Raw genomic sequence first — 24,737 nt, forward strand, 5'->3', positions numbered from 1 at the left:
AATAAAAAATTTGCAGAAGAAAAGGCACTATTCTTTATTGAATGGGGTCTTTTTTTATGATATAATTACCAAGTTAGTTCTGCAAAACTAACAACCAAATGGGACAGTTGGGAGGTGGTAAAAATGAATTGGGATTTTACTATTTTATAGCTATAGTCATTTTGTTTTTGATTATTAAAAAAAAATAGTTAAAATTCATCATCGGCATCACCTTAATGCCTGTCAATCCGTATATTTAGATTGGCAGGTTTAAAAAAATGACTTTATTGAATATGAAGGAGAAAAATATGGATACAAAAAAATTAGATAAAAAATGGTGGAAAAAAGAAGTTGGGTATCAAATTTATCCAAGAAGTTTTTATGATAGTAATAACGATGGAATTGGAGATTTGAATGGGATTACAGAAAAGTTGGATTATTTGAAGGATTTAGGAATAACGCTTATTTGGGTTTGTCCAATTTTTAAGTCGCCAATGGATGATAATGGGTATGATATTTCAGATTATTACGATGTGAATCCTGAGTTTGGAACAAAGGAAGATTTAGAGAGATTGATTGCGGAGGCTGAAAAAAGAGGGATAAAAATAATTCTAGATTTGGTAATTAATCATACTTCTGATGAGCATGAGTGGTTTTTGGAAGCATTAAGAAATCCTGAAAGCAAGTATAGAAATTATTATATTTTCAAAAGAGGAGAAAACGGATTGCCACCGACAAACTGGAGAAGCCATTTTGGTGGTTCTGCCTGGGAAAAAGTTGAAGGTGAAGCTGATGAAAATGGGAATGAAATGTACTATTTACATTTATTCTCAAAAAAACAGCCTGACTTAAACTGGGAAAATCCTGAAGTCAGGGAAGAACTTTATAAAATGGTAAATTACTGGCTGGAAAAAGGAATTGCAGGTTTCAGGGTAGATGCTATAAATTCAATAAAAAAAGACAAAGATTATCTAGACTTGCCTGTTGATGGAGCGGATGGTTTTGCATTTAGCATAAAATATACGTTAAATCAGCCAGGAATTGAGGAATTTTTAGGAGAACTGGCAGAAAAAACATTTAAGAAGTACAACTGCATGACTGTAGCTGAAACACCTTTACTGGAATACGAAAGATATAATGATTTTATTGGTGAAGATGGATTTTTTTCAATGATTTTTGATTTTAGTTATTCTGATTTGGATATGGCAAAGGAAGGATTTTATTATTCAGTACAGGATGTGAAAGTGAGAGAATTAAGAAACAAAATTTTTGAGAGTCAGTTGACGCAGCAGAAATATGGATGGGGAGCACCATTTTTGGAAAATCATGACTTACCTAGAAGTTTGAATAAATTTTTAGGGAAGAAAGCAAATGAAATAAATGCAAAATTACTTGCAACATTGTTTTTCTTTTTACGTGGGACACCGTTTATTTATCAGGGACAGGAAATAGGAATGGACAATTTTGAAAGAACTGATATAGCACAGTTTGATGACATTGCCAGCAAGGATCAGTATCAGCGTGCATTGGGAGAAGGATGTTCTCCTAAAGAAGCCTTGCAATTTATAAATAAACGAAGCCGTGATAATTCGAGAACACCGATGCAATGGGATAGCACTAAAAATGCTGGATTTTCAAAAGATGAAAATGTAAAAGCATGGATAGAATTGACTGGAAGCCATGAAAAAGTAAATGTAGAATCTCAAATAAATAATGAAAATTCAATTTTTGCCCATTATAAAAAAATGATAGATTTGCGACAAAATGGGAAATATTCAGATTGCTTGACTTTTGGTGATTTTATTTCTGTTCCGTTGGAGAATGAAAAAATTATTGCTTATGTGAGAAAATATGGAAATCAGAAAGTTCTTTGTATTAATAATTTTTCTTGCGAAAAACAGGAAGTGAAATTAAGTGAAATTGCGAGAAGCATTAATGAAGCTGAAATCAAGTTAGGGGATGTTCTGATTAATAATTATGAGAATGTTGAAAATGATGGCAAAGTGTTGATTTTTGAAGGATATCAAAGTTTATTAGTTCAAATTTAACCGTAAAGTTTATATGTAGAAAGCCTTTTTTTAGAAATTGAAGAGAAACAAAAAAATAAAATTGAAAATAATATTTTTAAAATGATTAGTATTTTTTGATTATTAGGAGGAAAAATGAAAATAAAGGGAGTATTATTTGATTTTAATGGGACGATGCTTTTTGACAGTGAATTACAGGAAGATGTATGGAGAAAATTTTTGAAAAATAAGATAAATAGGGAAATTTCAAATGAAGAAATTCATAAGTACATTCATGGTGGAAATAATAAAACAGTCCTTTCACATTTTTTTAACAGAGATTTTTCAAATGAGGAAGCTGAAAAATTGGGAGAAGAAAAGGAAAGCATGTATCGGGATATGTGCTTAAAAGATGAGAAAATGTTCAAATTAGTAAAAGGATTGCCAGAATTTCTTGATAAGTTAAAAGAAGATGGTATTCCAGTTACGATAGCAACGGGTGCTCCTCTAAGCAATGTAAAATTTTATTTTGAATATCTTGATTTGGGAAAATGGTTTGACATAAATAAAGTTGTTTATACTGACGGGAGCTTTAAAGGGAAGCCTGAACCTGACATTTTTTTGAAGGCGGCAAAAAATATAGATGTGGATATTGAGGATTGTGCGGTGTATGAAGATGCGATACTTGGGATAGAAGCGGCAAAACGGGCAAATGCTGCAAAAATTATAGCTGTTTCTTCGACTCTTGAGAACAATAAATTATCATCAATTGATGGAATTTCGTATGTTATAAAAGATTTTACGGAAATATCAATAGATAATTTATAATTTGAAAAAATAAATAAAAAAACTGTCTTTTATTCTTAAAAAAGGAATATTGGACAGTTTTTTTTATATGGTTTAATGAGATTAAATTTCATTTTCCAGTTTCATTTTTTCAATAATGTTGCTTGGAAGATATATTTCAATAGTGGACTTTTTGTCAGAATAGTATTTTACAAAAATTCTGATATATTTATTTGAAAATTCAAAAGAGTCATTATCTTTAAAATAGCTAATGGAATCAATATTCTTTAATTTGAAGTTACGCATAAGTTCCTCGATTTTTGGATAATGTCTTTTAATTTTGTTAAGTTTCCTTGTAAGAGTGTAAAATAGAACTATTGGAGATTTGACTGTTTTTAGTTCATTTACATAAAGTTTTAGCTTGTTCGAAGCTAGATTAAGCATAAGAGCTTTTTTTAAATTTTTTTCAAAATCTTCAGGAAAAGAGTTTTTTGCATAATTTATATTGTCATAGACGTATTTATATCCTCTCTTTGCCACATAAAGTACAAATAAATGGTAAATTTCCTCAGGATTGGAAATTTTTTTCTTGATAAGTCCCAGCATTTTATAAATTTTGTTATCATAAGGCTTGTAAGATTGTTTTGATTTATTTATGGAAAAGTTTATTGAGATAATTTTATTTGTTGCTTTTTTGCATTCTTTTATCTTTTCATATTCAACTGAGAAATCCGTAAAAGTGTTTATATCTAGTACAGCTTTTTTTAAAATATGCTTTTCAAAATCAAAAAACCTTTCATATTTATCATCTGCGTTGAGATATGTCTTTACTAATGAAACAGGTAAAGTGACTTCATTTTTGTCTTTAAAATTTTTAATAATATTGTTATAAAAACTGAATGAGAAGGAATCTGTCATAAAAATAAATTTTTCAATCTCAAGAAGAGAAAAAAAGTTTTTTTTGAGAGAAAAGCAGTTTTTAAATTCTTCAGTGAAAAATATTTGGCAATAATCAGAATACAAAATGAAAGATGAAATAATTCCAAAGGAACCTGAAAGTTGGGTATCTGTAGAAAAAAGTATATGTTTTTCTGACAAAGTATTAAAAAATGGTGTGAAATCATTGATTGAAGAAAATTCAAGTGTGGAAAGCAATTCTTCAAATCTGATTTCAGCTTTTTCTAAAAATGAAGAATCTGAAACAATTCTAAAGAATAGCAATTTGAGAAATATTTTTTCATTTTTTGTTATTTTTTTTGAAAATTCAAGTTTAATATTGCTTTGAAAATTTGTAAATTTTTCTGAAAAATAGATATTCATTTTTATTCTCCTAACTAACGAAAAAAAATTTGAAAATTTCGTTTAATTTTTATATTAAATTTTATTATTTATAAATTATATTTATTTTGACGAAAAAACAATATAAATTTTCGTCCTTTTGTAATTATACTTTAAATAAAGGAAAAAATCAACTAAATAAAAATAAATGATATAAAAAATATTAAATTAATAATTAAAAATTTTTTTTGACAAAATGAAAAATGTGGGGTATAACGATAGTGAAAAATAAAAGAATTTAAAGATAGAGTTAAAATTGGAGGAAGAAAAGATGGGAAAAAGGTTATTAAGCTGTTTTACCAGTGATTTCAATAAAATGTCGGGGCAGGATTTAAAAAATGCAATAAAGGCAAGTGAAGGCAGAACAGTGTTGTCAGAAAATGTTGCAGGAAGAAGAAGCGTTACAGGTGATGTTACAAATAGTGAACTGGCAAGAGCGTTTGGGGCAGATCTTATACTGCTGAATGGGCTGGATGTTTATAATCCAGTTATAGCGGCTTTGCCTGAAAGCGATGAGCCGATAAAACTTTTAAAAAAACTTACAGGTAGGCCAGTAGGGCTAAATCTTGAGCCTGTGGACTTGAATGCAGATATGATGGAGGAAATAGAGATTATTCCTGAAGGAAGAATGTGCTCTGAGGCGACACTGAAAAAAATAGAAGAAATGGGATTTGACTTTGTATGTCTTACAGGGAATCCTGGGACAGGAGTTACAAATAATCGAATTTCAGAAGGGATAAAACAGGCTAAAAAATATTTTAGTGGAATGGTAATAGCGGGGAAAATGCACTCAGCAGGAGTAGATGAGCCTGTTGCAGATTTGAAAGCTGTAAAAGAGTTTATAGAAAGTGGGGCAGATGTTATTATGCTTCCAGCTGTGGGAACAGTGCCTGGTTTTACTCAGGATGAAATGATAAAGGCTGTGAAATTTATTAAGGAAAACGGAGCATTGTCAATGTCAGCGATAGGAACGAGTCAGGAAAGTTCTACAAGGGAAACAATAAGGGAAATAGCGATAATGAATAAAATTGCAGGAGTTGATATTCAGCATATTGGAGATGCGGGATATTCAGGAGTTGCAAATTATGAGAATATAATGGAACTGTCAATAGCCATAAGAGGTGTAAGACATACAATTAGAATGATTGCTGCTTCAAATGACAGATAAATAAAAAGAAAAATATAATAAATAAAAAAATATAGCGATTCTAGTTTAAGACGAGAGTAGAAGGTTAGGCTGTATCTATAGCGAATCCATTGATTTTATATATTTTTACTCCAATTTTTAAGTGGATTGACTATATATGATAGAGGAGGATTTTATGAAAAGAATATATTTGTTTTGTGCTGCGGGAATGTCTACAAGTTTGGTTGCCAAAAAAATGCAGGAAGTGGCAGATAAGCATAATTTACCTGTTGAAGTAAAGGCTTTTCCTGACAGCAAAATAGATGTTACTGTTGAAGAATTTCATCCAGATATAATATTGCTGGGGCCTCAAGTAAAATTTAAATTTGAAGAGACGGCTTCAAAATATGAGCCGAAAGGAATCCCTGTGGCAGTAATTGATCTGGAAGATTACGGGAAAGTTGATGGAGAACGTATTTTAAAAAGAGCAATAAAAATATTAAAAGAAAAGGCGGTAAAAGAAGATGTTTGATAAATTAGAGAAAATTTTAGGGCCTTTGGCTACTAAATTAAGCAGCAATAAAGTTTTAACAGCAATCCGTGATGGATTTTTAGTAGGTACACCATTAATTATAGTGGCTTCAATATTTTTAGTTATCGGGAACTTTCCAATTCCTGGATATACAGATTTTGTAGCGAAATTTTTAGGAAAAGGGTGGGATGGATATCTTGATGCGGTTATTGGTTCCACATTTGGTATAATAGCTCTTCTTGGAGTTATTGGTATTGGTTATTATTATGGAAAAGCAAAAGGAATAGAAGGAATAGCGGGAGCAGCAGTTTCATTAGTTGCATTCCTGATTCTAAGCCCTCAGACACATCCACTTTTTGTAGATAAGGAAGGAAAGGCTTTTAGCGGATTTGCATCAGGAAATTTAGGGACAAAAGGTTTATTCTTGGCAATGATTACAGCATTAATCTCTGTAACAATATTTACTGCGATTAAAAATAAGGGATGGACTATAAAATTACCAGATGGAGTGCCACCTGCAGTAATGAATTCGTTTGCAGCATTAATTCCAAGTATGTTTGTTATGTTTACCTTTTTTATAATAAGACTTGTATTTCTGTTTTTGACTAAGGAAGGATATGCACATGATTTTATCTATAAAATATTACAGGCACCTTTAATGGGATTCGGACAAAGTCTTATATTTGAGCCTATTTACCAGTTCCTGTCAACATTATTCTGGTTCTTTGGTATAAATGGGCCAGCAGTTACAAATACTATTTTCAACCCTATACATCTGGCATTAACTGCTGAAAATCTGACTGCATTCAATGCACATCAGCCGCTACCTAACATATTTACAGGGCCATTTGGAGATTTCTTCAGTAACTTTGGTGGTGGTGGAAGTACACTATCACTTGTATTGCTGATGATATTTAAAGGTAAATCAGAACGTATGAAAAAATTAGGGAAATTATCTATTGTACCAGGAATCTTCGGAATAAATGAAATGGTTATCTTCGGACTTCCAGTTGTGTTGAATCCAATTATTGCAATACCATTTTTATTGGTACCGCTTGTTAATACAATTTTGGCAACAGCTGCTACTTTATTGCATATTATACCTCGTACAACAGGAGTTTTATTACCTTGGACAACACCAATGTTCTTTTCAGGATGGTTGGCTACAGGAAGTGTAATTGCAGGTATTTTCCAAATAATATTGGTTATAATTGGATGCCTTATTTACTATCCATTTTTCAAAGTATTGGATAATCAGTATCTGGAAGAAGAAACAAAACCTATAGAAAAAAATGAAAAAGATGATTTAGAAGACATTTCACTTGATGATATATCATTCTAATAAAATAAATTTATGTTGAATAAGGCTGTTTCAAAATTAATTATAAAATTTGATTTTGGGGCAGTTTTATTCGTTATTGAAGACTATTTAAGAGAAAAAAGTATTATTGTTAATAAATATGAGAAAAAATGAAAGCAGAATTTTGACAGAAAAGAGGAAAGACAATGAAAATAGTTTTATTTTTTGATCAGATTCAATCTGGAACAGGCGGAAAAGAAGGAGCTAATGTAGAACTTGCACTGGAAAAAGGTGGAATGGGTTCATACATGATGTTTTCAGAATATATAAAAAATATAGGTGGAACAGTGCTTGCAACAACATATTGCAGCGATAGTTATTTTAAGGGAAATCAGGAACTTGTACTTGAAAAAATGATAGGACTTCTAAATAAAGTTAAGGCGGATATTCTTTTGTGCGGGCCGTGCTTTAACTATTACAACTATGCAGAAATGTCCTCCATTTTAGCAGAACACGTAAAAAAGAAAACAGACTGTAAACCTGTAGTTGTATGTTCAGAAGAAAATAAGGAAATAATAGATAAATATAAAAATAATCTGGTAATGATAAAAATGCCAAAAAAAGGTGGAGTAGGATTACGTGAATCACTGCAGAATATGGCAAAAGTAATTAAAAAAGTTTATGATGGAGAAGATTTATCTGAAGTAAATGATTACATATATAAATAAAGGAAATGGAGTAGGTATGAGACTAAAGGAATTATGTCAATTAAGGGGAGTTTCAGGGGATGAAAAGGAAGTACATGATTTTTTATATGATGAATATAAAAAAAGAAATCTTTCAATAATAAAGGACAGACTAGGGTCGGTTTTTGGCATTAAGAAAGGAAATGATTCGTCATATAAAATAATGATAAGTTCAAACATGGATGAAAGTGGAGGAATGATTTCAGACATCAGAGAAGATGGGCTGATGGAATTTTTAACAATAGGACTTTATGAAAAAAGTCTGTTTGAAGAGAGAACAGTAAAAGTGCTTAACAGAAGACATGAAGAATATACAGGATTTATAGTAAAAAATGAAAATGAACTTTTACTTGATACAGGATATGGAAGTAAAGAGGAAGTTTTAAAAGCAAGAATTCAGATTGGAGATATTTTTTTACTTGATGTTCCAACTTTATGCCTTTCGGAAGGAGAAATACTTTCTAAAAATCTTTCTAACAGGGCAGGGCTTGAAGTTGGTCTTACAGTTCTGGATAAACTGGAAGAAGGTAGGGAAAATCTTTTATTTGATGTGGCAGTAGGCGGAATATCCCATTCAGTAACAGGTCAGCGTGGAGCAATAACGGCAACGACTGCTGTAAAACCTGATATAGCAATTGTCATTGATGCAGCATATGTAAAAGAACCCAAAGAAAATGCCATATATATTCGTAGTTTTGATAAGTCAATGCTTCCAAATCAAATGTTAAAACAGGAATTTTATGAAGCTGCACAGAAAAAAGGATATATTCCTGAAGGACATGTTCAACTGGAAGCAACAGACGGTTCTTTTATCCATAAGTCATTGGAGGGAACTCCGACAGTTGTACTTGTACTGCCTTTAAAACATAGACAGGCTCTTTTAAATTCGTTAAAAGTAAAGCACATAAATAATCTTAGTGATGTAATCATAGAGTTTATTAAGGGACTGACTGCTGAAAAAATAGAAAAATTCGGATTTAAAGGGTGAGAAAAATGAATTTTGATATAAGATGGAAAGTTTTGAAGGAGCTGACAGAAACTTATGCAATTTCAGGATTTGAAGAGGATATTGTCGATATATTGAAAAAGCATATCAATCTTCCATTTTCTCAGGATGGACTTGGATCCTGCCTTTTTACAAAGGAAGGAGATGGGATTTCCATAATGATAGCCACTCATATGGATGAAGTAGGATTTGTCGTAAAGGAAATAGATGAGCAGGGATACCTGTATTTTCAGAATGTAGGAAATATGTGGTCGCATGTTCTGCTCAATCAGAAGGTGGCAGTTATAAATGAAAAAAAGAATATTTATTATGGTGTTATTGGTGGACCTGCAGTCCATTCAATAAAGGAAAAGGAAAGAGAAAAGGTATTGCCAATTGATAAACTGTATATTGATATGGGAGTCAGCAGTAAAAAAAGGATTGAGGAGCTGGGAATAAAAGTAGGAGATATGATATGTCCGTATGGAGAAATGATAGAGCTAAATGAAGAAGGATACTTTGCAGGAAAAGCCTTTGATAATCGTGTAAGTGTAGCGACAGGAATATGGCTTATGAATATGCTGAAAAAAGAAAATATAGGTAATAAGGTTACGCTCGCGGCAACGGTACAGGAGGAAGTGGGACTTAGGGGTGCAAGAACAACAGCACATAAAGTATTTCCTGACCTGGCAATAGCTGTGGATACTACTTTGGCAGGGGATACTCCCTTGAATAAAAACAATATAAAGCTTGGAAAAGGAGTAGCTATTAATGTTATTGATTCAATGACCATAATGAACAGGGGACTGCTTATTTATATTGAAAATCTATGCAGAAAGAATGAAATTCCTTATCAGCTGAGCTGTTTTACAGATGGTGGGACTGATGCAGGAAATATTCATAAGTCAGGAACTGGAATACCTGCAACAACTTTATCTATACCTATGAGATACATGCATACTCATCTTGGAGTCGTACATAAGGATGATATTATTGCGACATTGAAACTGCTGAAACTGATAGTAGAAGATCTGACTCCTGAAAAGTATGACAAAATACTGAAGGAAAACTATAATTACAGTGAATAAGATGAAAAAACTTGAGGAGGTAAGAAGATGTGGGGAATAATTGCAACATGGTGCATGGCACATGATGGTGTCAAAGAAGCTGCAAAAATACTGAAAAATGATGGAAAAGCGGGAGAAGCAATAGAAACTGCAATAAAAAACGTTGAAGATTTTCCTTTTTATAAATCTGTAGGTTACGGTGGACTTCCAAATGAAGAAATGGAAGTCGAACTGGATGCGGCATACATGGATGGAAGCAACTTTGATTTTGGTGCAGTATGTGCTATTAAAGATTTTGCCAATCCTATATCTGTTGCCAGAGATTTGAGTCATTTAAATGAAAATAGCATGTTAGTAAGTGAAGGCGCAGAAAAATATGCGCATAAAAGAGGTTTTGAAAGAAAAAATATGCTTACAGAAAGGGCAAAAATACATTACAGAAACAGATTGAAGGATATGGCACATATAAAAGAAATAGAAATAAAGCCCTATTCAGGACATGATACGGTTGGTATGGTGTGCCTTGATAAAGAAGAAAATATAGTTGCAGGAACTTCTACAAGTGGACTTTTCATGAAAAAGAAAGGAAGAGTGGGAGATTCGCCTGTAATCGGTTCAGGACTCTATGCTGACAGTGAGATTGGAGGAGCAAGTGCGACAGGACTTGGAGAAGATATAATGAAGGGAATAATTTCATATGAGATAGTAAAACTTATGGAAAGTGGTCTTTCTCCTCAGAAAGCATGTGAAAAAGCTGTCTTCACTTTTGAGAAGAAATTGATAAGAAAAAGAGGAAAAGCAGGAGATATTTCTGTAATTGCCATGAATAACGAAGGAGAATGGGGAGTAGCTACAAATATTGAAAATTTTTCCTTTGTTGCAGGAAATGAAAAAACTCCTGTAAAAGTATACAGGACAAAAAGAAAAGGCGATGAAATGGTACATGAAGAAGCGACTGAAGAGTGGCTTCAGGAGTATATCAATGAAAGAACGAAACCTCTTATAGAAAAGTAAGGCAGGTAGAAAATGGATAAAAATACGGATAATAATAAAAAATATGATAAAAACAGGAATATTTTCGATGAGGAAATAATATTAAAAATAAAAGAAGAAGTGAAAAAAATACAACCTGAATTAATAGAGAAAATACGTGAATTAGTTTCAATTTACAGTATTCAGACGGAAGCTGAAGAAAATGCCCCATTTGGAAAGGGGCCTGCTGAGGCACTGGATAAAGCTCTGGAAATATCAGAAAAACTGGGATTTAATACAGTGAATATAGATAATAAAATAGGTTATGCAGAATATGTACCGGAAGAAATAAGGGATTATGACGAATATATAGGGATTTTTGGACATGTAGATGTTGTTCCTCTTGGTGAAGGGTGGAAGTATCCTCCATTAGGTGGAAAAATAGAAAATAATCGCATATATGGAAGAGGTGTTCTGGATAATAAAGGTCCCATTCTGTCAAATCTTTTTGCACTCCATATTCTGAAAAAATTAGGAATAAAATTTGATGTTCCTGTAAGAATAGTTTTCGGAACAAATGAAGAAACAGGATTTGCATGTGTAAAACATTATCTGACAAAGGAAAAAGTCCCTATTTTTGGCTGGACTCCTGATTGTAAATGGCCAGTTGTATACGGAGAAAGGGGAAGGCTTAAGGTAAGAATATATTCTGAAATGAAAGATTTAGAGAAATTATATGAATTTGTAAATGGATATATTTTATCAGCACCTAGTAACGGTGTAAAATTAAAAATAAATTTTAAGGATGATGATTTCGGAGAAATGATATTAAGAGGGTACAGATTTGGAATTGCTGAAAACAGACATTTTTTTGAATTTGTAATGAGCTATCCTGCAATATGTAAAAAAGATCAGCTTATGGATTTAATCAGAAGTAATTTGACGGAAGGAATAGAGCTGGAAGAAATTTCCAACTGGAATCCAGTCCTATATGATAAAAGTTCTGAATATGTGCAGACTTTACAGAAAGTATATAATTATGTTACAGGTTTTAATGCAGAACCTGTCACAACAACAGGAGGAACTTATGCAAAGATAATTCCTAATATTATTGCATATGGCCCAAGTTTTCCAGGTCAGAAGGATATAGCGCATTTACCTGATGAGTGGCTTGATTTATCAGATTTAGAGAAAATAACAGAAATTTATGCACTTTCATTATATGAAATAAGTAAATTGAAAAATAGAAAAGAATAACTTGAAATAAAAAACTGCCTTTTATTCTTAAAAATAGAGTATCAGACAGTTTTTATCATTTTCAATTCTCAATTAACCCAATAAATTTAGAAATAATTCTAAATATAAATTTTATCCCTTTTATCTATTTGAACAATTAAAATGACTAATTCATCCTTTTCAATTTTTGCAATAATCCTATAATTTTCAACTCTATATCTCCAAAATCCTTCTTATACTAACCTCTATTTAAAAATCGTAATTAAAATTTTATAATAATTAGTTTGATAGTCTTGTTAAAAAAGTCAAATTCTAATTTTTAAGTATCCATCTTAAAGACTTTTGTAATTTTATTTATAAATATTATGATTAATAAATGCTTTTTCTTATTTCATTTATATGTTTTTTTAACGTAAGGGCATCAGACGCCATGCCCTTACAACCCCGCTTTACGCAAAACTTTCTTATAAAGAAAAAATAAAACTCGCTTCGTAAAAACTACGCTCAGACAGTTATTTTTCCTTTAACGAAATTTTGCTTATTTAATTGTTTTTCAGCTTTTTGTCTGATGATAACTTTATATTTCATTTTCCAACCCTAATTTTTTTATTAAATCTTCGTGACTAATCCAATTTTCTCTGTTGTCTTTTTCTTCTTCATAAGCTTCAACAGCCAATTTGTAGTCCTCTTCATCTTCGATTTTTTCAAGAATTAAATCTAACATTACTTGGTTTAAATTGATATTGTTTTCCTTAACATAGTTGTTTATTTTGTCTTCTATGTCAGGATGAGCATTTATAGAAACGGTTATCATAAAATTCACACCCTTTCTTGTTATTTTTGTTAATAAAATTTTAACATAAAAAATAATAAAAAGCAACGAAAATATTTTATTAACTGCAATTTGTATCAAAAAAAATTCCTACAGAGGAAATTGCTCTATATGGGCATGAAATTGTCCCTATTAGAATAGAAAACATCATTCATACAGAAAACAATGAAAGAAGTGAATAACATAAGACAAAATAGATGGCTTTATAAAAAATATATATCAAACAGATGATTAGTTAATGTTATTAATGTCAAAAACAAGATTGATTTTCATCAGAAAATTAATGAAGAAATAGAACTGGGATAGAATAGAAATAAAATATTTATTCAAAAGAAAAAAGACAGGAAAACATTCCCCTGTATAGGAAGCCCTGCCTTAAATATATATTTTCTTTTTCCTGATCATCATTATCGCTCTGTATATTTACATATAGCTTAATACCTGTTTCCATATCTGTCTTCACAGTAGACATATCCATTTTCATTTTCGTAACATTTTACACCTCTTTCCTTTCTTTCCTGTTTAGCTTCTTTCCAGAGAGCCATATCATGTGCAGTACACCCCACGACAGACATAGCAAGTATAACCAAGAGTAAAATTTTCTTAAACATTGCATATCATCTCCTTACATTTTAAATATCCATATCAAATATATTTCTTCCATTTTATTTATTGATCATTTGAGTTCTTTTTATATTTTTATTATACAATATTTTAAGTTGAAATATAAAATTACATATAGCTAGTATGTTCTATTTCCATATTTGTCCTTGCAATAGAATGTTCCGCTAGCCCTTCTATAACATTTTTCTCCACTTTCTCTTCTCTCCTGTTTAGCTTCTTTCCAGAGAGCCATATCATGTGCAGTACAACCTACGACAGCCATAGTAAGCACAACCATCAATAAAATTTTCTTAAGCATTGCATATCATCTCCTTACGTTTAAATTATCTATTTATGTTAAATATATTTATTCCATTTTATGTATTGGCTATTTGTGTTCTTTTTATATTTTTATTATACAATGTTTTAAATTGGAATACAAATTGTTTTTTATATTTCTTCATAAAATTTAATAAAAAATAAAATTATACCTAAATTATAATGTAATTTTCTTAAATTATTTTATTTCAATGCCTTCCAGTTCCAATAAAAACTCTTTTATATGAAGTCCTCCACCATATCCGACTAACTTTCCATCCGCACCAATTACACGATGGCAAGGAATGAAAATTGAGATTTTATTTCGATTGTTTGCCATTCCGACTGCACGGACTGCTTTTTCGTTATTAATTGCAACTGCGATGTCCTTGTAGGAACGGGTTTCGCCGTAAGGGATTGTTTCAAGAGTGTTCCAGACGGAAATTTGAAAAGGAGTTCCTTCTTTTAGAAGTGGCAAGTCAAAATTTTTTCGCTTTTTGGAAAAATACTCAAATAACTGATTTTTTGCCTTTTTTATTAACTTGGTTTCTTTAATTTGAAAATTATCATCATTTTTAAATTTTTCAATTTCATAACTCCAGATTACATCAGTAATATGAGAATCATTTTCTGTTGTAGCAAGTCCAATTTTTCCAATTGGAGTATCAGTTTCATAAAAATAGACATTTTTTTTCATTATTTCAGCCTTTCAATTTTTGAATATTTCATACTTAAAGTTTGTTGATAAAATTAGTTTTGATTATAATAAACTATTAAATTTTTTTATTATAGAAATATTATAGTATGATTGCATAGAAAAGTAAATATGGCATAATAAATTTTATTATAATTTTTTTATTGCTTCTAGTTTTTTTGAATAATATGTGGTATAATAATAACGTAAAAAGAATTAATTTTATTTTTTACAGATTTTTAAAAACTGTTATTTTATAATTGCATTAAATATAACAAATAAAAAATACAGTTAATAAAAAATGTTAAAGGAGTTGAAACTTATGAGAAAATGTAGAAAGTTAATGTTAATGGCAATATTTTTGGCATTTTGCAGTTTAGGATTTTCTAAAGAAGTTACTGAAATGAGTTCAAATAATAAAATTGAGTCTGAAAAAAGTTCTCAAAATGTGGGAAATAACAATGTTATACAAGAAATAATAAACAGTATTCCAAGCTCAAAAGCAAATAAAAGAAAATCAGATTACGAAGCCAAATTAATTTCAAAAATGAAAATTGTCGAAAAACGAATACAAGATAAAATGGACAACAGCTCATCATCTCTTGAAGTAAAAGAAGCTATTGGAGAATTAGATAAAAAATGGGATGATGAATTAAACAAAGTTTATAAACTTGTTATGGCAAAATTACCTGCAAATTTAAAAACCAAACTTCGTAACAGCCAAAGGGAGTGGATACAGTACAGAGATAAAGAAGCAGAGGAAGAATCTAGAGAAACAGGCTCTGTGGAGGCTTATGGAGATATAACAACAAAATTGACAAAGGAAAAAACAATTCAATTGGCAAAACTTTATGACAGTTTGAAAAATTAATAAAAATACAGGTAGAAAAAATTTAAAGAAATAACAAATTAAAAGATAAAGAAAGGAAGATGTGAAATGAGAAAATTATTATTAATGTCAATTTTATTAGGAGTTTCGAGTTTAGGATTTTCTAAAACGTTTTTTCAGGTATATTTAAATGATGCATCATTAGCTAATCTTAGGGAAAAGCCCTCAAGCAGTTCAAAAATATTAGCTGGATTGGATATGTTTGAGGAAGGCGAATTAATTAGAAAGGAAGGTAACTGGTATTACATAAAATATAGAACAGAATCGGGAAAAATTCTATACGGGTATATCCATAAAAGCCAAGGCTACCTGATGGAGACTTATGTCGTTTCTTCAAAGGACGGATATGCAAATATAAGATGGGAACCTTCTTCAAGTGCAAAAATAGCTGGAAAAGAAAAAAATGGAAAAGTATTAGAAGTTTATGAAGAAAAAGGAGATTGGCTGTATATTACATACGGAGATTCTCCGCATATACCAGTAGCATACGTGCATAGAAGTCAAGTTAAGAAAGAGAAATAATATATTATAAAATTTAAGATAGGATGATTTGTAATGAGAATATCAAAAAAATTATTAACAATAACAGGAGCATTAATTTTAGTTGCAGTCGTAGCAGTAGCTACAGAGAATAATATGATGAAAAAGACTACAAAAAAGATAGTGGCAGAAGATACTATGAAAAAAGAGCCGTTGGTAAAAATGGAAGAAAAATTCAACAATTACGCAAGATATGAAAAATATGAAGAACTTTTTGAGTATTTTTTTGAAACATTTTATCCTGAAATGAAAAAACAAAATTATTCTAAATTACAACATTTTATAGAAGTAACTTTTTTTATAAATGATCAGCTGAAGGATGAAAATGAAAAACTGTATAATAAAAACGTAAAAAGATTTAAAAAAGCAGGACTAGATTATGCATATTCTTCAAAACATAAAGAAATGAAGGATTAAGGAGTGCTGAATTTAAGACTTAACTAGAAAAATTTCTAATTTGAGCATTGAACAGAAATGTTTAAACATAATTTTGAAACAATAAATTATAAAAATAAAGAGAGGAAGATTAAAATGAAAATATCAAAAAGATTATTAATGGTTACGGTAATATCAATTTTTACTGGAATTGCAGGAAATGCTATGGCAAATGGAAGAATATGTTCCGGAGTTCTTTCAAATGGAGATTATTCGGGAAGATTCAGAGTGACTGCAAATGGAGGTTTAAGTTATTATACTGAATATTTGGAAATAGAGAATGGAGAAATAAGAATTTATCCGACTTTCAACTTTCAGACAAGGGAACTGGCTTTTGATATAAGGGATGATAATGTAAGAGTTTCATGTGAGTAATAAAAACCCCACTAAAGAAGAAAATTTGAAATGAGAACTTTGATATTTTCAGAGTTCTTTTTTTGTGATATAATGGGAAATAAATTAATCGAGGTTTTGCTATGCTTGATAAATTGCTGTGGGGAAATAAAATATTTAGGGATAGCTTTCTTTTAAAAAAATTTATGAGTAAAAAATTAAAATTGTGGCTGTATAATCAATATAAAAAAGAAGAAACAGATAGTGGAGAAGAAGAGGTAATAATTAAGGAAAATTTAAATTATGAATTACTTTGTGACATTTTAAACAATACAGAAAAATATGTAAAAGTCAAAAATGGAAATTTTGAAAATAAATTTTTGATTTATAATGAAGAAGCAAAGGATGGAGAGCCATTTATTATTGCAATATTTAGAGATATGTATGCTTTTTGCGTGTTTTTTTATATAAGTAAAAAAGAAGGAAAGTATATTGTTAAGAATAAATGGTTTGATGAAATTGAAATAGGGAATACTGAGGAGTTTTTAAATAATTTGCAGGAATACAACGTAAATCTTGATGTTCCTGAATTTGTAAATTTAAAAAAATATTATTGGGATGAATTGACGTTAATTGAAAAAATCTTAAAGAGATATTTTGGTACAGGGAAAATTGAAGTCAAACTAGATGAAAATATTAAAATTAACCGTAAATACAGTGGAATAAAATTAGGAGATCACATTAAAAAAGTAATTTCTGCATCAGAGAAAAGAAATCTAAAAAAATATTATCAGTATTTGCTGTATGAAGACAAGGAACAGAAATATTCATTATTTGCAAATCCAAAAACTGGAAAAATTGTAAAGATTGATATAAAAGATGGGAAATATTTTCCAGCAGAAGATTTGAAAATTGGTGATTACTTAACCGAAGAGAAAATGGAGAAATATGAAATTTATTACGATGAAGATGATGAAGATGTGTGGCTTAGTGAAGTAGTAAAAGAATTGGCAATGGTAACAGAACTTGTTGGGGAGTATCCTAATCAGAAAGAAAAAATACTGTGGTATGTCTGGTTTGATTATAAAGAGTACAGTTTTTAAGTGAAATAAATCATACTTAAAATTATAAACATTGATTTACAAAAATTCAAAAAAATTTAAAATATAGTGGAGGTTTTCATGGAAAATTTTGAAAAGAAAGTGGAAAGAGATTTTTTTGATGTTTTTTTAGGAATATTAAAAATAACAGGAATATTTATTTCTACATGGATTGTGTTATTAGTACAAAGAGCAATCTTTAATTATTATTACTATATCAATGTATTAAAGTTGAATTATGGCAATGAAAATGCTGGGATGATTCCAACGTTAGTAGAGGTGGTATTTAGTTTTACTGTTTTGATTATACTAACTGTTATTTTTATAAAAATGATGAAAGTAAGATTTGGTGCAAATAATTTGATAAAAATAATGCTGTGTACTTTTGCTATGATGGTTATAATAATTTTCTTGCTTGGAGGAGGTTTTGCTTTTTCTGTGTCAAAGAATTCTGAAATAATAGATTTGAATTATATGATTTTAATATTTTTAAAAAAAGGAATTTTAAATGGAATAATGGGAACAGAATTAGTTGGAATCTTGCTGACAATATCCTTATTTTCTATCAAAGTATATGAAAAAAATAATGGGAAAAGTATATTTTCAATTATTTATACAGCTATAAATTCAATAATCTTAATTATAATGTATTATTTTATCTCTATTTTTATGGATATATATATGTACCAAACTATAGCAGGTACAGAGAATGATTATATTTGGAAATTTATAATAGAAATAATAAAGAGTACAGATCTATCTAAAGCAATCTTTAATTATTTTTTTTATGTGGTAGTTTTGATTATTGTAATTTTTACAACTATATTAGTTTTAAACGTTTTTTCAGATAATAAAAAATCGGAATTAAAAATAAATAACACTAAATAGAAATTAAAAAAAGGAAATATAAAAAAATGAATTTATTTGACGAAGTATATGAAGATAAGAAGCCACTAGCATTTAGGTATCGTCCAAAAAGTCTTGATGATTTTTATGGGCAGAAGAGATTGGTTGGGGAAAATGGGATTTTGAGGAAGATTATTGAACGTGGAAACTTTATGAATGCGATTTTCTGGGGAGCACCGGGAACAGGGAAAACTACGCTTGCAGAAATAATCGCTGATAAAATGAATTACCATTACGAATATTTGAATGCTATAAAAGCCTCTGTAACGGATATAAAGAATATTTCTGATAAAGCACATAGCAGTTTTCACACAAATGGACAGCAGACATTACTATTTTTAGATGAAATTCATAGATTTAACAAGTTGCAGCAGGACTCGTTACTTGAAGATTTGGAAAATGGAAATATTATTTTAATTGGGGCGACTACTGAAAATCCTTATTATAACTTGAATAACGCATTATTATCACGATGTATGGCGTTTGAATTTAAGAAACTGAGTGAGGATGATTTACTTAAAATATTGAAAAATATTAATGAAAAGGAGAATTTTGGGATTTCAGATGATATTTTAGGATATATTTCGGAAATAATCGAAGGAGATGCAAGGCAGGCTATAAACATTTTGGAACTGATAACAAATGTTGGAGTGGAGTTTACGCTGGAAGAAGTAAAGGAAATTTTGAATACAAAAAAATCATACCACAGAACAGAAGACAAGTACAATACAATTTCAGCAATGATAAAAAGTATTCGTGGAAGCGACCCTGATGCGGCTGTCTACTGGATGGCGAAAATGCTATCTGGCGGAGAAGATATTTTATATATTGCAAGAAGACTTGTAATTTTGGCTTCTGAAGACATTGGGCTTGCAAATCCCCAGGCGTTACCAGTTGCTGTGGCAGGGCTTAATGCGATAAAGGAAATTGGAATGCCCGAAGCTAGAATCATTTTATCTGAAGTGGCAATCTATCTTGCAATTTCTCCCAAGAGCAATTCAGCCTATAATGCTATAAATTCAGCATTAAGCCACATTGAAAATGAAAAAATTCAGGAAGTGCCAGTTCATCTCACAAAAGTTGGAGCAAAAGACTACAAATACCCACACAATTATGAAAATCATTATGTAGACCAAATTTATATGAATGAAAAAATCAAATTTTATGAACATGGGGAAAATAAATTTGAAAAGGCGGCAGATGAGTGGTTGAAGAAGATTAAGAAGAATGGAAAATAAATTTGTCTGTTGAATTTGGGAAAATAGTTGATATAAAAAATACTCAAACAATGGTGTGATTGGTTGTCTGAGTATTTTTTTGAATATTTAATAGCAAGCTGAAGGATCATAACCTTGTACAAAATTTCTTGCTGTGTCACGCTCACAGTCGTACCTTACTGCTGAATCGTGTCCAGATAACTTGTAATCTATTAATACTTTATTTAAATTAAAGCTATATATATCTGAACCAGGACGATGAAGAATTAAGCCATATTCCATTTCGACTCCGTTATTAACGCCAGTTGCAGCCCAAGTGCTCCCAATTAATTTTCTTAAAGAAGAACTGCTTATATTTTTAAAACCTTTTAAATTAATATATCCTTTTTTATTTTTATTTTTTCCTTCCAAAACACGCACTAACACTTTATTTCCATCTCTTACACCTTTAATTTCCACAAGAGTATCATTCATATCAGAAGCTGTAAATCTTCTTTCATATGGATCGACTTCTTTAGTTTCAGTCTTAGTTTCGTTGGTTTTGGTTTCACTTTTTTTGTTGTCTTCTTTAGCCTGAGTTTGTACTGAAGCCATCATTTGATTTTCCAACTGTCGTTTTTCTTGTTCCTTTTGAACTTTTTCCATCTCGCTTATTTTATTTTTCATACTTACAAATTGGTAAATACCACCACCTATGATGATAAATCCTATAACCAGAACAAGAGCAATTATTATTCCAATTAGAATTTTTACTAAATTTTTATTTTCAACATTATTATTTTCCATTTATATTTCTCCTAAATTTTAAATTTAAAATGTTTAATACTATTTCTTTTTCAAATATTTCCAATTAATGTATCCAAATTTATGTTGTCCTAAAACTTCAACATATACTCCTTCAACATCAAAAGGACTTATATCAATTGGATCTATGACTACAATTGTTCCATTTTTTATTTTATCACGAATAGTCGAATTATCATACGCTTTTCTAGTAAGATTGGCATAACCATTTGGAGATTTTACTATGAATTTTTCTTTTTTACAATTTTCTTCACTAATACTTTTACTTGCACATACAGGAATATCATCTTCTTCATAATCTTCGCCTATTATTACTTTTTTATAATCATTTCTTTTTTCAACGTCAACTATATTTCCATAAATTTCAATATCCTGAACTTCTTGATTAAATGAAATTCCCACAGGATTTCCGTTAATATCTGCATCTTTAGAAATTTTACAAAATTGATGATTTTTATCAAGACACGAATTATAATCTATTTTTATGTCTTGATTATTATTATATACACCATCCATCATTTCAGCATACATCGCATTGATAAATAAACCATGTTCAATATGAAATTCTGTTATTTTGGGATCAAGAATACAATTATTTAAAATCCTATTTTCATCAAAGTGAATTGCCTGTACTTTATTAGCATTTTTACCAAGTTTTATCATAATTGTTCCATCTTTTTTGTTTTGTCCGAAATAACTTCCATTTAAATCATTTACACTAATTTCATAGATTGTTTTAGGATTACATTTCTCATAAGCCAACCCAACAATATTTATAACGAACAAACTTAAAATTAACAACAATTTTCTCATAATTCTTCTCCAATCTTTTAAAAATTTATTTTTACCAAGTAATATCATTTAATTTTTCCGCAATTTCTAAAGTTGATGAATTTTCTATATTTTCAATATTTAAAAGGGATTTTAATTCATAGTATTTATTTTTTCTTAATCCTCTTGAAGTTAATTTTTTAAATTTTGTTGGACAAAAATCATTATCATCAAATAAAAAGAAGATATGTCCTTTTGAAATATCGCCATAGCCATAAATTTCTGGGAATGCCCTTATTGTATTGATAATTCTATTTTCCTCCTCGCTAGTAATTTCCCCATTGCCTGAAATTTTTTTAGTAATTAATTTTCCTTCTTCTGTAAGTTCAGCCAAAAAAACTTTGTTTATTTTTCCAATATATTTCACTTCTTTTGCAGTATATATTCCAGTAAATTGATGGTTTGAATATCCTCTGGATTCAGGTTGGAAGTATAAATGATATTTTTCGTTTAGTTCAAAACTTTTATTGCATGGAACGATTCTGAATACGTTTTTTATTAGATCCATTGAACTGCAATAATAATAAAAATCTTTGGATAAACGGTATAGTTCTTCATTAAAAGGATATTCGTCCGCAATTTCCTGAAGAGAAGAAATTAATTCGGAAAAAGTTATTGAAACAAAATTAAAATTATAAATTCCAATTTTTTGATTTATAGATTTTATGGTAGTTTCATCAAAGGTAGAATCACTTATGTGAATTAATATATTTGTTTCAGTTAAATTTTCGTTTTTGCAGTAATTAATAAGTTTTTTTGTATTATCTAATCCTGTAATTTTGGTTTCAATAATGATTTTTGTTGCTTTTGTCTGAATATGCCCGTCGATAATCCCTCCTTCCTTTTGTGATTTTTGTTGTGTAAAAACAGGGATAACCTCATAATTGATATTTTCTGGAAGAACACTGTTTATAAATAATTCATAAATTTTTGGATTTATTCTATATAAATTTGATAGAAGTAATAGAATATTATTTGTAATAGTATTCTCTCCTTTAGAGTAAATTTGAAATGGATTAATAAATCCCATAAAAAAACCTCCTTATTTGTTTTAAAGTTATATTTTCCTTTTAATTATACTATTTTTTTTTTTTGCTTATAAGGGAATTAAATTGTAGTTAATTTTATAGATTATTGTATAATAATTTTAAATTTACAATTTTAAAAAAGTTAATAATTACACAACCTTGATAAATACAAGGGTTTGTGATAAAATAAATTAACAAAATATATTGGAGGAATGATGCCGAATGAAAAAAAGAGCTTTGATTAGTGTTTTTGATAAGACTGGGATATTGGAATTTGCACAGTTTTTGAATCAAAAAGGTGTGGAAATTATTTCTACTGGAGGGACTTACAAGTTTTTGAAGGAAAATGGGCTTTCCGTGATAGATGTTTCGGAAGTTACAAAGTTTAAGGAAATGCTGGATGGTAGGGTAAAAACATTACATCCGAATATTCATGGTGGAATTTTGGCGATTAGGGACAATAAGGAACATATGGATACGATTGCAAAAGAAGGAATAGAAACAATTGATTATGTTGTTGTTAATCTTTATCCATTTTTCAGGGAAGTTCAGACAGATAAGACTTTTGATGAAAAAATCGAATTTATCGATATAGGCGGGCCTACAATGCTTCGTTCGGCTGCAAAATCATTCAAGGACGTTACAGTTATCTGTGAAACAGAAGATTATGCGAAAGTTATGGAAGAAATTGAAAATAATGGGGAAGTTTCATTTGAAACGAAAAAAAGACTGGCTGGGAAGGTGTTTAACTTGACATCGGCTTATGATGCGGCTATTTCTAATTTCTTGATGGAAGAGGAGTATCCGAAATACTTGAATGTTTCGTATGAAAAAAAATTTGACTTGAGATATGGGGAAAATCCTCACCAGTCGGCTGCATACTATGTTTCAATTACCGAAAATGGAAGCATGAAGGATTTTGTCCAGTTAAATGGAAAAGAATTGTCGTTTAATAATATCAGGGATATGGATATTGCTTGGAAAGTGGCAAATGAATTTGATGAAATTGCCTGCTGTGCTGTAAAACACTCGACTCCTTGCGGTGTGGCAGTTGCAGATGATGTTTTCATGGCTTACAAAAAAGCTCATGATTGTGATCCAGTATCAATTTTTGGCGGAATCGTTGCGATTAATAGAGAAATTGATGCAAAAACTGCACAGGAACTGCACAAAATTTTCCTAGAAATCGTAATTGCCCCAGCATTTACTGATGAAGCTCTTGAAATATTAAAATCCAAGAAAAATTTGAGAGTAATAAAATGCGAAGTTGCAAAACCGCAGGATAAAGTGGAATATGTAAAAGTTGATGGCGGAATATTAGTTCAGCAGACAAATCAGAAGATGATTGACAATATGGAAGTTGTAACAAAAAAACAGCCAACAGAGCAAGAATTAAAAGATATGGAACTTGGAATGAAAGTCGTAAAACACGTAAAATCAAATGCAATTGTGGTCGTAAAAGATGGAGCGGCAACAGGAGTTGGAACAGGGCAGACAAACAGAATTTGGGCAACTCAGCACGCACTTGAACATGCCAAAGGGGACTTGGATTCACTAGAAGGAGCAGTTTTGGCATCAGACGCATTTTTCCCATTCAGAGATTGTGTAGACGAAGCTGCAAAATACGGTATCAAAGCATTAGTACAGCCAGGTGGCTCAATTAGAGATAAAGAGTCAATCGAAGCTGCCGATGAACACGGAATGACAATGGTATTTACTGGAATTAGACATTTTAAACATTAAGACTGGTATATTTAGGACATGTAGATGAAGGAAAGTAATAAGAAAGATAGTGAAATTTACTATTACAATTTACCAAGATTTGGCTTGACATTCTGCGAACGAAAGAGTATAATTTTTTTAGATTTGTATCATGCTAAAATACAGGAAACTGTATGATGCAAAACTATAGGGACTGTAGAATGCTAGTAAGTTGAAGTATTGATTATTAGACACAGTCTTTCACCAAATCAAAGGGAGAGATTGTGTCTTTTTTGTATCAGTGAGGTAAATTATGAACAGATATTTAAAAATATTAGAGATTTAAGAAAAATGGGAAATTAAGGAACGAAGAACCGATACTTTGTATTTAGAAGGGGATATAGAAGGGAAAATTAAGTTTGAGAATATCTAG

The 24,737-nt window shown here is 30.1% G+C and carries 28 protein-coding genes and 1 pseudogene; 20 read left to right on the plus strand and 9 right to left on the minus strand.

Annotated features, from left to right (window positions below; genetic code table 11):
• Positions 1 to 257 precede the first annotated feature (257 nt).
• Positions 258 to 2,027, plus strand: coding sequence for a glycoside hydrolase family 13 protein (locus K324_RS0103360; RefSeq protein WP_248615336.1), 1,770 nt, complete (start codon positions 258 to 260; stop codon positions 2,025 to 2,027).
• Between the two features lie 114 nt (positions 2,028 to 2,141).
• Complete coding sequence (locus K324_RS0103365; protein WP_026747915.1) at positions 2,142 to 2,813, plus strand: HAD family hydrolase; 672 nt, start codon at positions 2,142 to 2,144, stop codon at positions 2,811 to 2,813.
• 81 nt (positions 2,814 to 2,894) lie between these two features.
• On the opposite strand, the gene K324_RS0103370 is transcribed toward K324_RS0103365, so the two are convergent.
• Positions 2,895 to 3,689, minus strand: a complete 795-nt coding sequence (locus K324_RS0103370; RefSeq protein WP_345940144.1) for a replication initiation protein — start codon at positions 3,687 to 3,689, stop codon at positions 2,895 to 2,897.
• 106 nt (positions 3,690 to 3,795) lie between these two features.
• Between K324_RS0103370 and K324_RS16595 the strand changes: the two genes are divergently transcribed.
• From K324_RS16595 to K324_RS0103420, 9 genes are all read left to right on the plus strand, one after another.
• Positions 3,796 to 4,056 carry a hypothetical protein gene (locus K324_RS16595; RefSeq protein WP_345940145.1) on the plus strand — a complete coding sequence of 87 codons (261 nt, stop codon included), beginning with the start codon at positions 3,796 to 3,798 and terminating at the stop codon, positions 4,054 to 4,056.
• Between the two features lie 324 nt (positions 4,057 to 4,380).
• On the plus strand, positions 4,381 to 5,277 hold the full coding sequence (locus K324_RS0103375; protein WP_026747917.1) for a DUF7916 family protein: 897 nt from the start codon (positions 4,381 to 4,383) through the stop codon (positions 5,275 to 5,277).
• Positions 5,278 to 5,431: 154 nt separating this feature from the next.
• Complete coding sequence (locus K324_RS0103380) at positions 5,432 to 5,767, plus strand: PTS sugar transporter subunit IIB (protein ID WP_026747918.1); 336 nt, start codon at positions 5,432 to 5,434, stop codon at positions 5,765 to 5,767.
• On the plus strand, positions 5,760 to 7,109 hold the full coding sequence (locus K324_RS0103385) for a PTS sugar transporter subunit IIC (protein WP_026747919.1): 1,350 nt from the start codon (positions 5,760 to 5,762) through the stop codon (positions 7,107 to 7,109). The genes K324_RS0103380 and K324_RS0103385 overlap by 8 nt, the downstream gene beginning before the upstream one ends.
• A 164-nt stretch (positions 7,110 to 7,273) precedes the next feature.
• Positions 7,274 to 7,795 (plus strand): GrdB-related putative oxidoreductase, encoded by a 522-nt coding sequence (locus tag K324_RS0103400; RefSeq protein WP_026747920.1) that lies wholly within the window; start codon positions 7,274 to 7,276, stop codon positions 7,793 to 7,795.
• A 16-nt stretch (positions 7,796 to 7,811) separates the two neighbouring features.
• Entirely contained in the window at positions 7,812 to 8,801 is a 990-nt protein-coding gene (locus K324_RS0103405) for a hypothetical protein (protein WP_169720562.1), read from the plus strand.
• A gap of 5 nt (positions 8,802 to 8,806) precedes the next feature.
• Positions 8,807 to 9,886, plus strand: coding sequence for a M42 family metallopeptidase (locus K324_RS0103410; protein ID WP_026747922.1), 1,080 nt, complete (start codon positions 8,807 to 8,809; stop codon positions 9,884 to 9,886).
• Positions 9,887 to 9,913: 27 nt separating this feature from the next.
• Positions 9,914 to 10,879: a glycosylasparaginase gene (locus K324_RS0103415; RefSeq protein WP_026747923.1), complete on the plus strand. Its 966-nt coding sequence runs from the start codon at positions 9,914 to 9,916 to the stop codon at positions 10,877 to 10,879.
• A gap of 12 nt (positions 10,880 to 10,891) precedes the next feature.
• Positions 10,892 to 12,094 (plus strand): Sapep family Mn(2+)-dependent dipeptidase, encoded by a 1,203-nt coding sequence (locus tag K324_RS0103420; RefSeq protein ID WP_084533542.1) that lies wholly within the window; start codon positions 10,892 to 10,894, stop codon positions 12,092 to 12,094.
• 98 nt (positions 12,095 to 12,192) lie between these two features.
• Here K324_RS0103420 and K324_RS16510 read toward each other — a convergent pair.
• The 5 genes and pseudogenes from K324_RS16510 to K324_RS0103445 form a co-directional block, all read right to left on the minus strand.
• Positions 12,193 to 12,291, minus strand: a pseudogene (locus K324_RS16510) (type II toxin-antitoxin system RelE family toxin); the annotation flags it as partial.
• A gap of 359 nt (positions 12,292 to 12,650) precedes the next feature.
• A complete protein-coding gene (locus K324_RS0103425) occupies positions 12,651 to 12,887 on the minus strand; it encodes a DUF6290 family protein (RefSeq protein ID WP_026747925.1) in 237 nt (78 codons plus the stop codon).
• A gap of 452 nt (positions 12,888 to 13,339) precedes the next feature.
• On the minus strand, positions 13,340 to 13,516 hold the full coding sequence (locus tag K324_RS15955) for a hypothetical protein (protein WP_026747926.1): 177 nt from the start codon (positions 13,514 to 13,516) through the stop codon (positions 13,340 to 13,342).
• A 131-nt stretch (positions 13,517 to 13,647) separates the two neighbouring features.
• Complete coding sequence (locus K324_RS0103440; protein WP_026747927.1) at positions 13,648 to 13,827, minus strand: hypothetical protein; 180 nt, start codon at positions 13,825 to 13,827, stop codon at positions 13,648 to 13,650.
• 198 nt (positions 13,828 to 14,025) lie between these two features.
• Positions 14,026 to 14,523: a methylated-DNA--[protein]-cysteine S-methyltransferase gene (locus K324_RS0103445; protein WP_026747928.1), complete on the minus strand. Its 498-nt coding sequence runs from the start codon at positions 14,521 to 14,523 to the stop codon at positions 14,026 to 14,028.
• 319 nt (positions 14,524 to 14,842) lie between these two features.
• On the opposite strand from K324_RS0103445, the gene K324_RS15130 reads away from it, so the two are divergent.
• The 7 genes from K324_RS15130 (at position 14,843) to K324_RS0103480 (ending at position 19,961) form a co-directional block, all read left to right on the plus strand.
• Positions 14,843 to 15,391 carry a lysozyme inhibitor LprI family protein gene (locus K324_RS15130; RefSeq protein WP_051354381.1) on the plus strand — a complete coding sequence of 183 codons (549 nt, stop codon included), beginning with the start codon at positions 14,843 to 14,845 and terminating at the stop codon, positions 15,389 to 15,391.
• Between the two features lie 66 nt (positions 15,392 to 15,457).
• Positions 15,458 to 15,931 (plus strand): SH3 domain-containing protein, encoded by a 474-nt coding sequence (locus K324_RS0103455; RefSeq protein WP_026747929.1) that lies wholly within the window; start codon positions 15,458 to 15,460, stop codon positions 15,929 to 15,931.
• A gap of 33 nt (positions 15,932 to 15,964) precedes the next feature.
• Positions 15,965 to 16,366, plus strand: a complete 402-nt coding sequence (locus K324_RS0103460; protein ID WP_026747930.1) for a hypothetical protein — start codon at positions 15,965 to 15,967, stop codon at positions 16,364 to 16,366.
• A 114-nt stretch (positions 16,367 to 16,480) separates the two neighbouring features.
• Positions 16,481 to 16,759, plus strand: coding sequence for a hypothetical protein (locus tag K324_RS0103465; protein ID WP_026747931.1), 279 nt, complete (start codon positions 16,481 to 16,483; stop codon positions 16,757 to 16,759).
• A 101-nt stretch (positions 16,760 to 16,860) separates the two neighbouring features.
• The gene (locus tag K324_RS16305) at positions 16,861 to 17,820 is read left to right on the plus strand and encodes a hypothetical protein (RefSeq protein ID WP_232051165.1); all 960 of its coding nucleotides are present in this window, start codon (positions 16,861 to 16,863) and stop codon (positions 17,818 to 17,820) included.
• Between the two features lie 78 nt (positions 17,821 to 17,898).
• Positions 17,899 to 18,705: a hypothetical protein gene (locus K324_RS0103475; protein WP_026747933.1), complete on the plus strand. Its 807-nt coding sequence runs from the start codon at positions 17,899 to 17,901 to the stop codon at positions 18,703 to 18,705.
• A 26-nt stretch (positions 18,706 to 18,731) separates the two neighbouring features.
• The gene (locus K324_RS0103480; RefSeq protein WP_026747934.1) at positions 18,732 to 19,961 is read left to right on the plus strand and encodes a replication-associated recombination protein A; all 1,230 of its coding nucleotides are present in this window, start codon (positions 18,732 to 18,734) and stop codon (positions 19,959 to 19,961) included.
• A gap of 87 nt (positions 19,962 to 20,048) precedes the next feature.
• On the opposite strand, the gene K324_RS0103485 is transcribed toward K324_RS0103480, so the two are convergent.
• From K324_RS0103485 to K324_RS0103495, 3 genes are read right to left on the minus strand one after another with little or no spacing between them, the layout of a single operon-like run.
• Positions 20,049 to 20,726, minus strand: a complete 678-nt coding sequence (locus K324_RS0103485; RefSeq protein WP_026747935.1) for a hypothetical protein — start codon at positions 20,724 to 20,726, stop codon at positions 20,049 to 20,051.
• A gap of 39 nt (positions 20,727 to 20,765) precedes the next feature.
• Positions 20,766 to 21,557 (minus strand): hypothetical protein, encoded by a 792-nt coding sequence (locus K324_RS0103490; protein ID WP_026747936.1) that lies wholly within the window; start codon positions 21,555 to 21,557, stop codon positions 20,766 to 20,768.
• 31 nt (positions 21,558 to 21,588) lie between these two features.
• A complete protein-coding gene (locus K324_RS0103495; protein WP_026747937.1) occupies positions 21,589 to 22,605 on the minus strand; it encodes a hypothetical protein in 1,017 nt (338 codons plus the stop codon).
• A 220-nt stretch (positions 22,606 to 22,825) separates the two neighbouring features.
• Here K324_RS0103495 and purH point away from each other — a divergent pair, with 220 nt between their 5' ends.
• Both purH and K324_RS16515 read left to right on the plus strand, forming a co-directional pair.
• A complete protein-coding gene (purH, locus tag K324_RS0103500) occupies positions 22,826 to 24,346 on the plus strand; it encodes a bifunctional phosphoribosylaminoimidazolecarboxamide formyltransferase/IMP cyclohydrolase (protein ID WP_026747938.1) in 1,521 nt (506 codons plus the stop codon).
• A gap of 24 nt (positions 24,347 to 24,370) precedes the next feature.
• Positions 24,371 to 24,502 carry a hypothetical protein gene (locus K324_RS16515; RefSeq protein WP_269472631.1) on the plus strand — a complete coding sequence of 44 codons (132 nt, stop codon included), beginning with the start codon at positions 24,371 to 24,373 and terminating at the stop codon, positions 24,500 to 24,502.
• Positions 24,503 to 24,737: the final 235 nt, after the last annotated feature.

The sequence above is a fragment of the Leptotrichia trevisanii DSM 22070 genome, assembly GCF_000482505.1.
Lineage (GTDB): Bacteria > Fusobacteriota > Fusobacteriia > Fusobacteriales > Leptotrichiaceae > Leptotrichia > Leptotrichia trevisanii.

Excerpts from the sequence above, each read along its gene's own strand:
- K324_RS0103420 (WP_084533542.1), top strand. The coding sequence starts at position 10,892 with ATGGATAAAAATACGGATAATAATAAAAAATATGATAAAAACAGGAAT.
- K324_RS0103385 (WP_026747919.1), top strand. The coding sequence starts at position 5,760 with ATGTTTGATAAATTAGAGAAAATTTTAGGGCCTTTGGCTACTAAATTA.
- K324_RS0103490 (WP_026747936.1), bottom strand. The coding sequence starts at position 21,557 with ATGAGAAAATTGTTGTTAATTTTAAGTTTGTTCGTTATAAATATTGTT.
- K324_RS0103465 (WP_026747931.1), top strand. The coding sequence starts at position 16,481 with ATGAAAATATCAAAAAGATTATTAATGGTTACGGTAATATCAATTTTT.
- K324_RS0103365 (WP_026747915.1), top strand. The coding sequence starts at position 2,142 with ATGAAAATAAAGGGAGTATTATTTGATTTTAATGGGACGATGCTTTTT.
- K324_RS0103495 (WP_026747937.1), bottom strand. The coding sequence starts at position 22,605 with ATGGGATTTATTAATCCATTTCAAATTTACTCTAAAGGAGAGAATACT.
- K324_RS0103425 (WP_026747925.1), bottom strand. The coding sequence starts at position 12,887 with ATGATAACCGTTTCTATAAATGCTCATCCTGACATAGAAGACAAAATA.
- K324_RS0103415 (WP_026747923.1), top strand. The coding sequence starts at position 9,914 with ATGTGGGGAATAATTGCAACATGGTGCATGGCACATGATGGTGTCAAA.
- K324_RS15955 (WP_026747926.1), bottom strand. The coding sequence starts at position 13,516 with ATGTTTAAGAAAATTTTACTCTTGGTTATACTTGCTATGTCTGTCGTG.
- K324_RS0103475 (WP_026747933.1), top strand. The coding sequence starts at position 17,899 with ATGGAAAATTTTGAAAAGAAAGTGGAAAGAGATTTTTTTGATGTTTTT.
- K324_RS16515 (WP_269472631.1), top strand. The coding sequence starts at position 24,371 with ATGAAGGAAAGTAATAAGAAAGATAGTGAAATTTACTATTACAATTTA.
- K324_RS16595 (WP_345940145.1), top strand. The coding sequence starts at position 3,796 with ATGAAAGATGAAATAATTCCAAAGGAACCTGAAAGTTGGGTATCTGTA.
- K324_RS16305 (WP_232051165.1), top strand. The coding sequence starts at position 16,861 with ATGCTTGATAAATTGCTGTGGGGAAATAAAATATTTAGGGATAGCTTT.
- K324_RS0103375 (WP_026747917.1), top strand. The coding sequence starts at position 4,381 with ATGGGAAAAAGGTTATTAAGCTGTTTTACCAGTGATTTCAATAAAATG.
- K324_RS0103370 (WP_345940144.1), bottom strand. The coding sequence starts at position 3,689 with ATGACAGATTCCTTCTCATTCAGTTTTTATAACAATATTATTAAAAAT.
- K324_RS0103380 (WP_026747918.1), top strand. The coding sequence starts at position 5,432 with ATGAAAAGAATATATTTGTTTTGTGCTGCGGGAATGTCTACAAGTTTG.
- K324_RS15130 (WP_051354381.1), top strand. The coding sequence starts at position 14,843 with ATGAGAAAATGTAGAAAGTTAATGTTAATGGCAATATTTTTGGCATTT.
- K324_RS0103485 (WP_026747935.1), bottom strand. The coding sequence starts at position 20,726 with ATGGAAAATAATAATGTTGAAAATAAAAATTTAGTAAAAATTCTAATT.
- K324_RS0103410 (WP_026747922.1), top strand. The coding sequence starts at position 8,807 with ATGAATTTTGATATAAGATGGAAAGTTTTGAAGGAGCTGACAGAAACT.
- K324_RS0103480 (WP_026747934.1), top strand. The coding sequence starts at position 18,732 with ATGAATTTATTTGACGAAGTATATGAAGATAAGAAGCCACTAGCATTT.
- K324_RS0103405 (WP_169720562.1), top strand. The coding sequence starts at position 7,812 with ATGAGACTAAAGGAATTATGTCAATTAAGGGGAGTTTCAGGGGATGAA.
- K324_RS0103460 (WP_026747930.1), top strand. The coding sequence starts at position 15,965 with ATGAGAATATCAAAAAAATTATTAACAATAACAGGAGCATTAATTTTA.
- K324_RS0103360 (WP_248615336.1), top strand. The coding sequence starts at position 258 with ATGACTTTATTGAATATGAAGGAGAAAAATATGGATACAAAAAAATTA.
- purH (WP_026747938.1), top strand. The coding sequence starts at position 22,826 with ATGAAAAAAAGAGCTTTGATTAGTGTTTTTGATAAGACTGGGATATTG.
- K324_RS0103445 (WP_026747928.1), bottom strand. The coding sequence starts at position 14,523 with ATGAAAAAAAATGTCTATTTTTATGAAACTGATACTCCAATTGGAAAA.
- K324_RS0103440 (WP_026747927.1), bottom strand. The coding sequence starts at position 13,827 with ATGCTTAAGAAAATTTTATTGATGGTTGTGCTTACTATGGCTGTCGTA.
- K324_RS0103400 (WP_026747920.1), top strand. The coding sequence starts at position 7,274 with ATGAAAATAGTTTTATTTTTTGATCAGATTCAATCTGGAACAGGCGGA.
- K324_RS0103455 (WP_026747929.1), top strand. The coding sequence starts at position 15,458 with ATGAGAAAATTATTATTAATGTCAATTTTATTAGGAGTTTCGAGTTTA.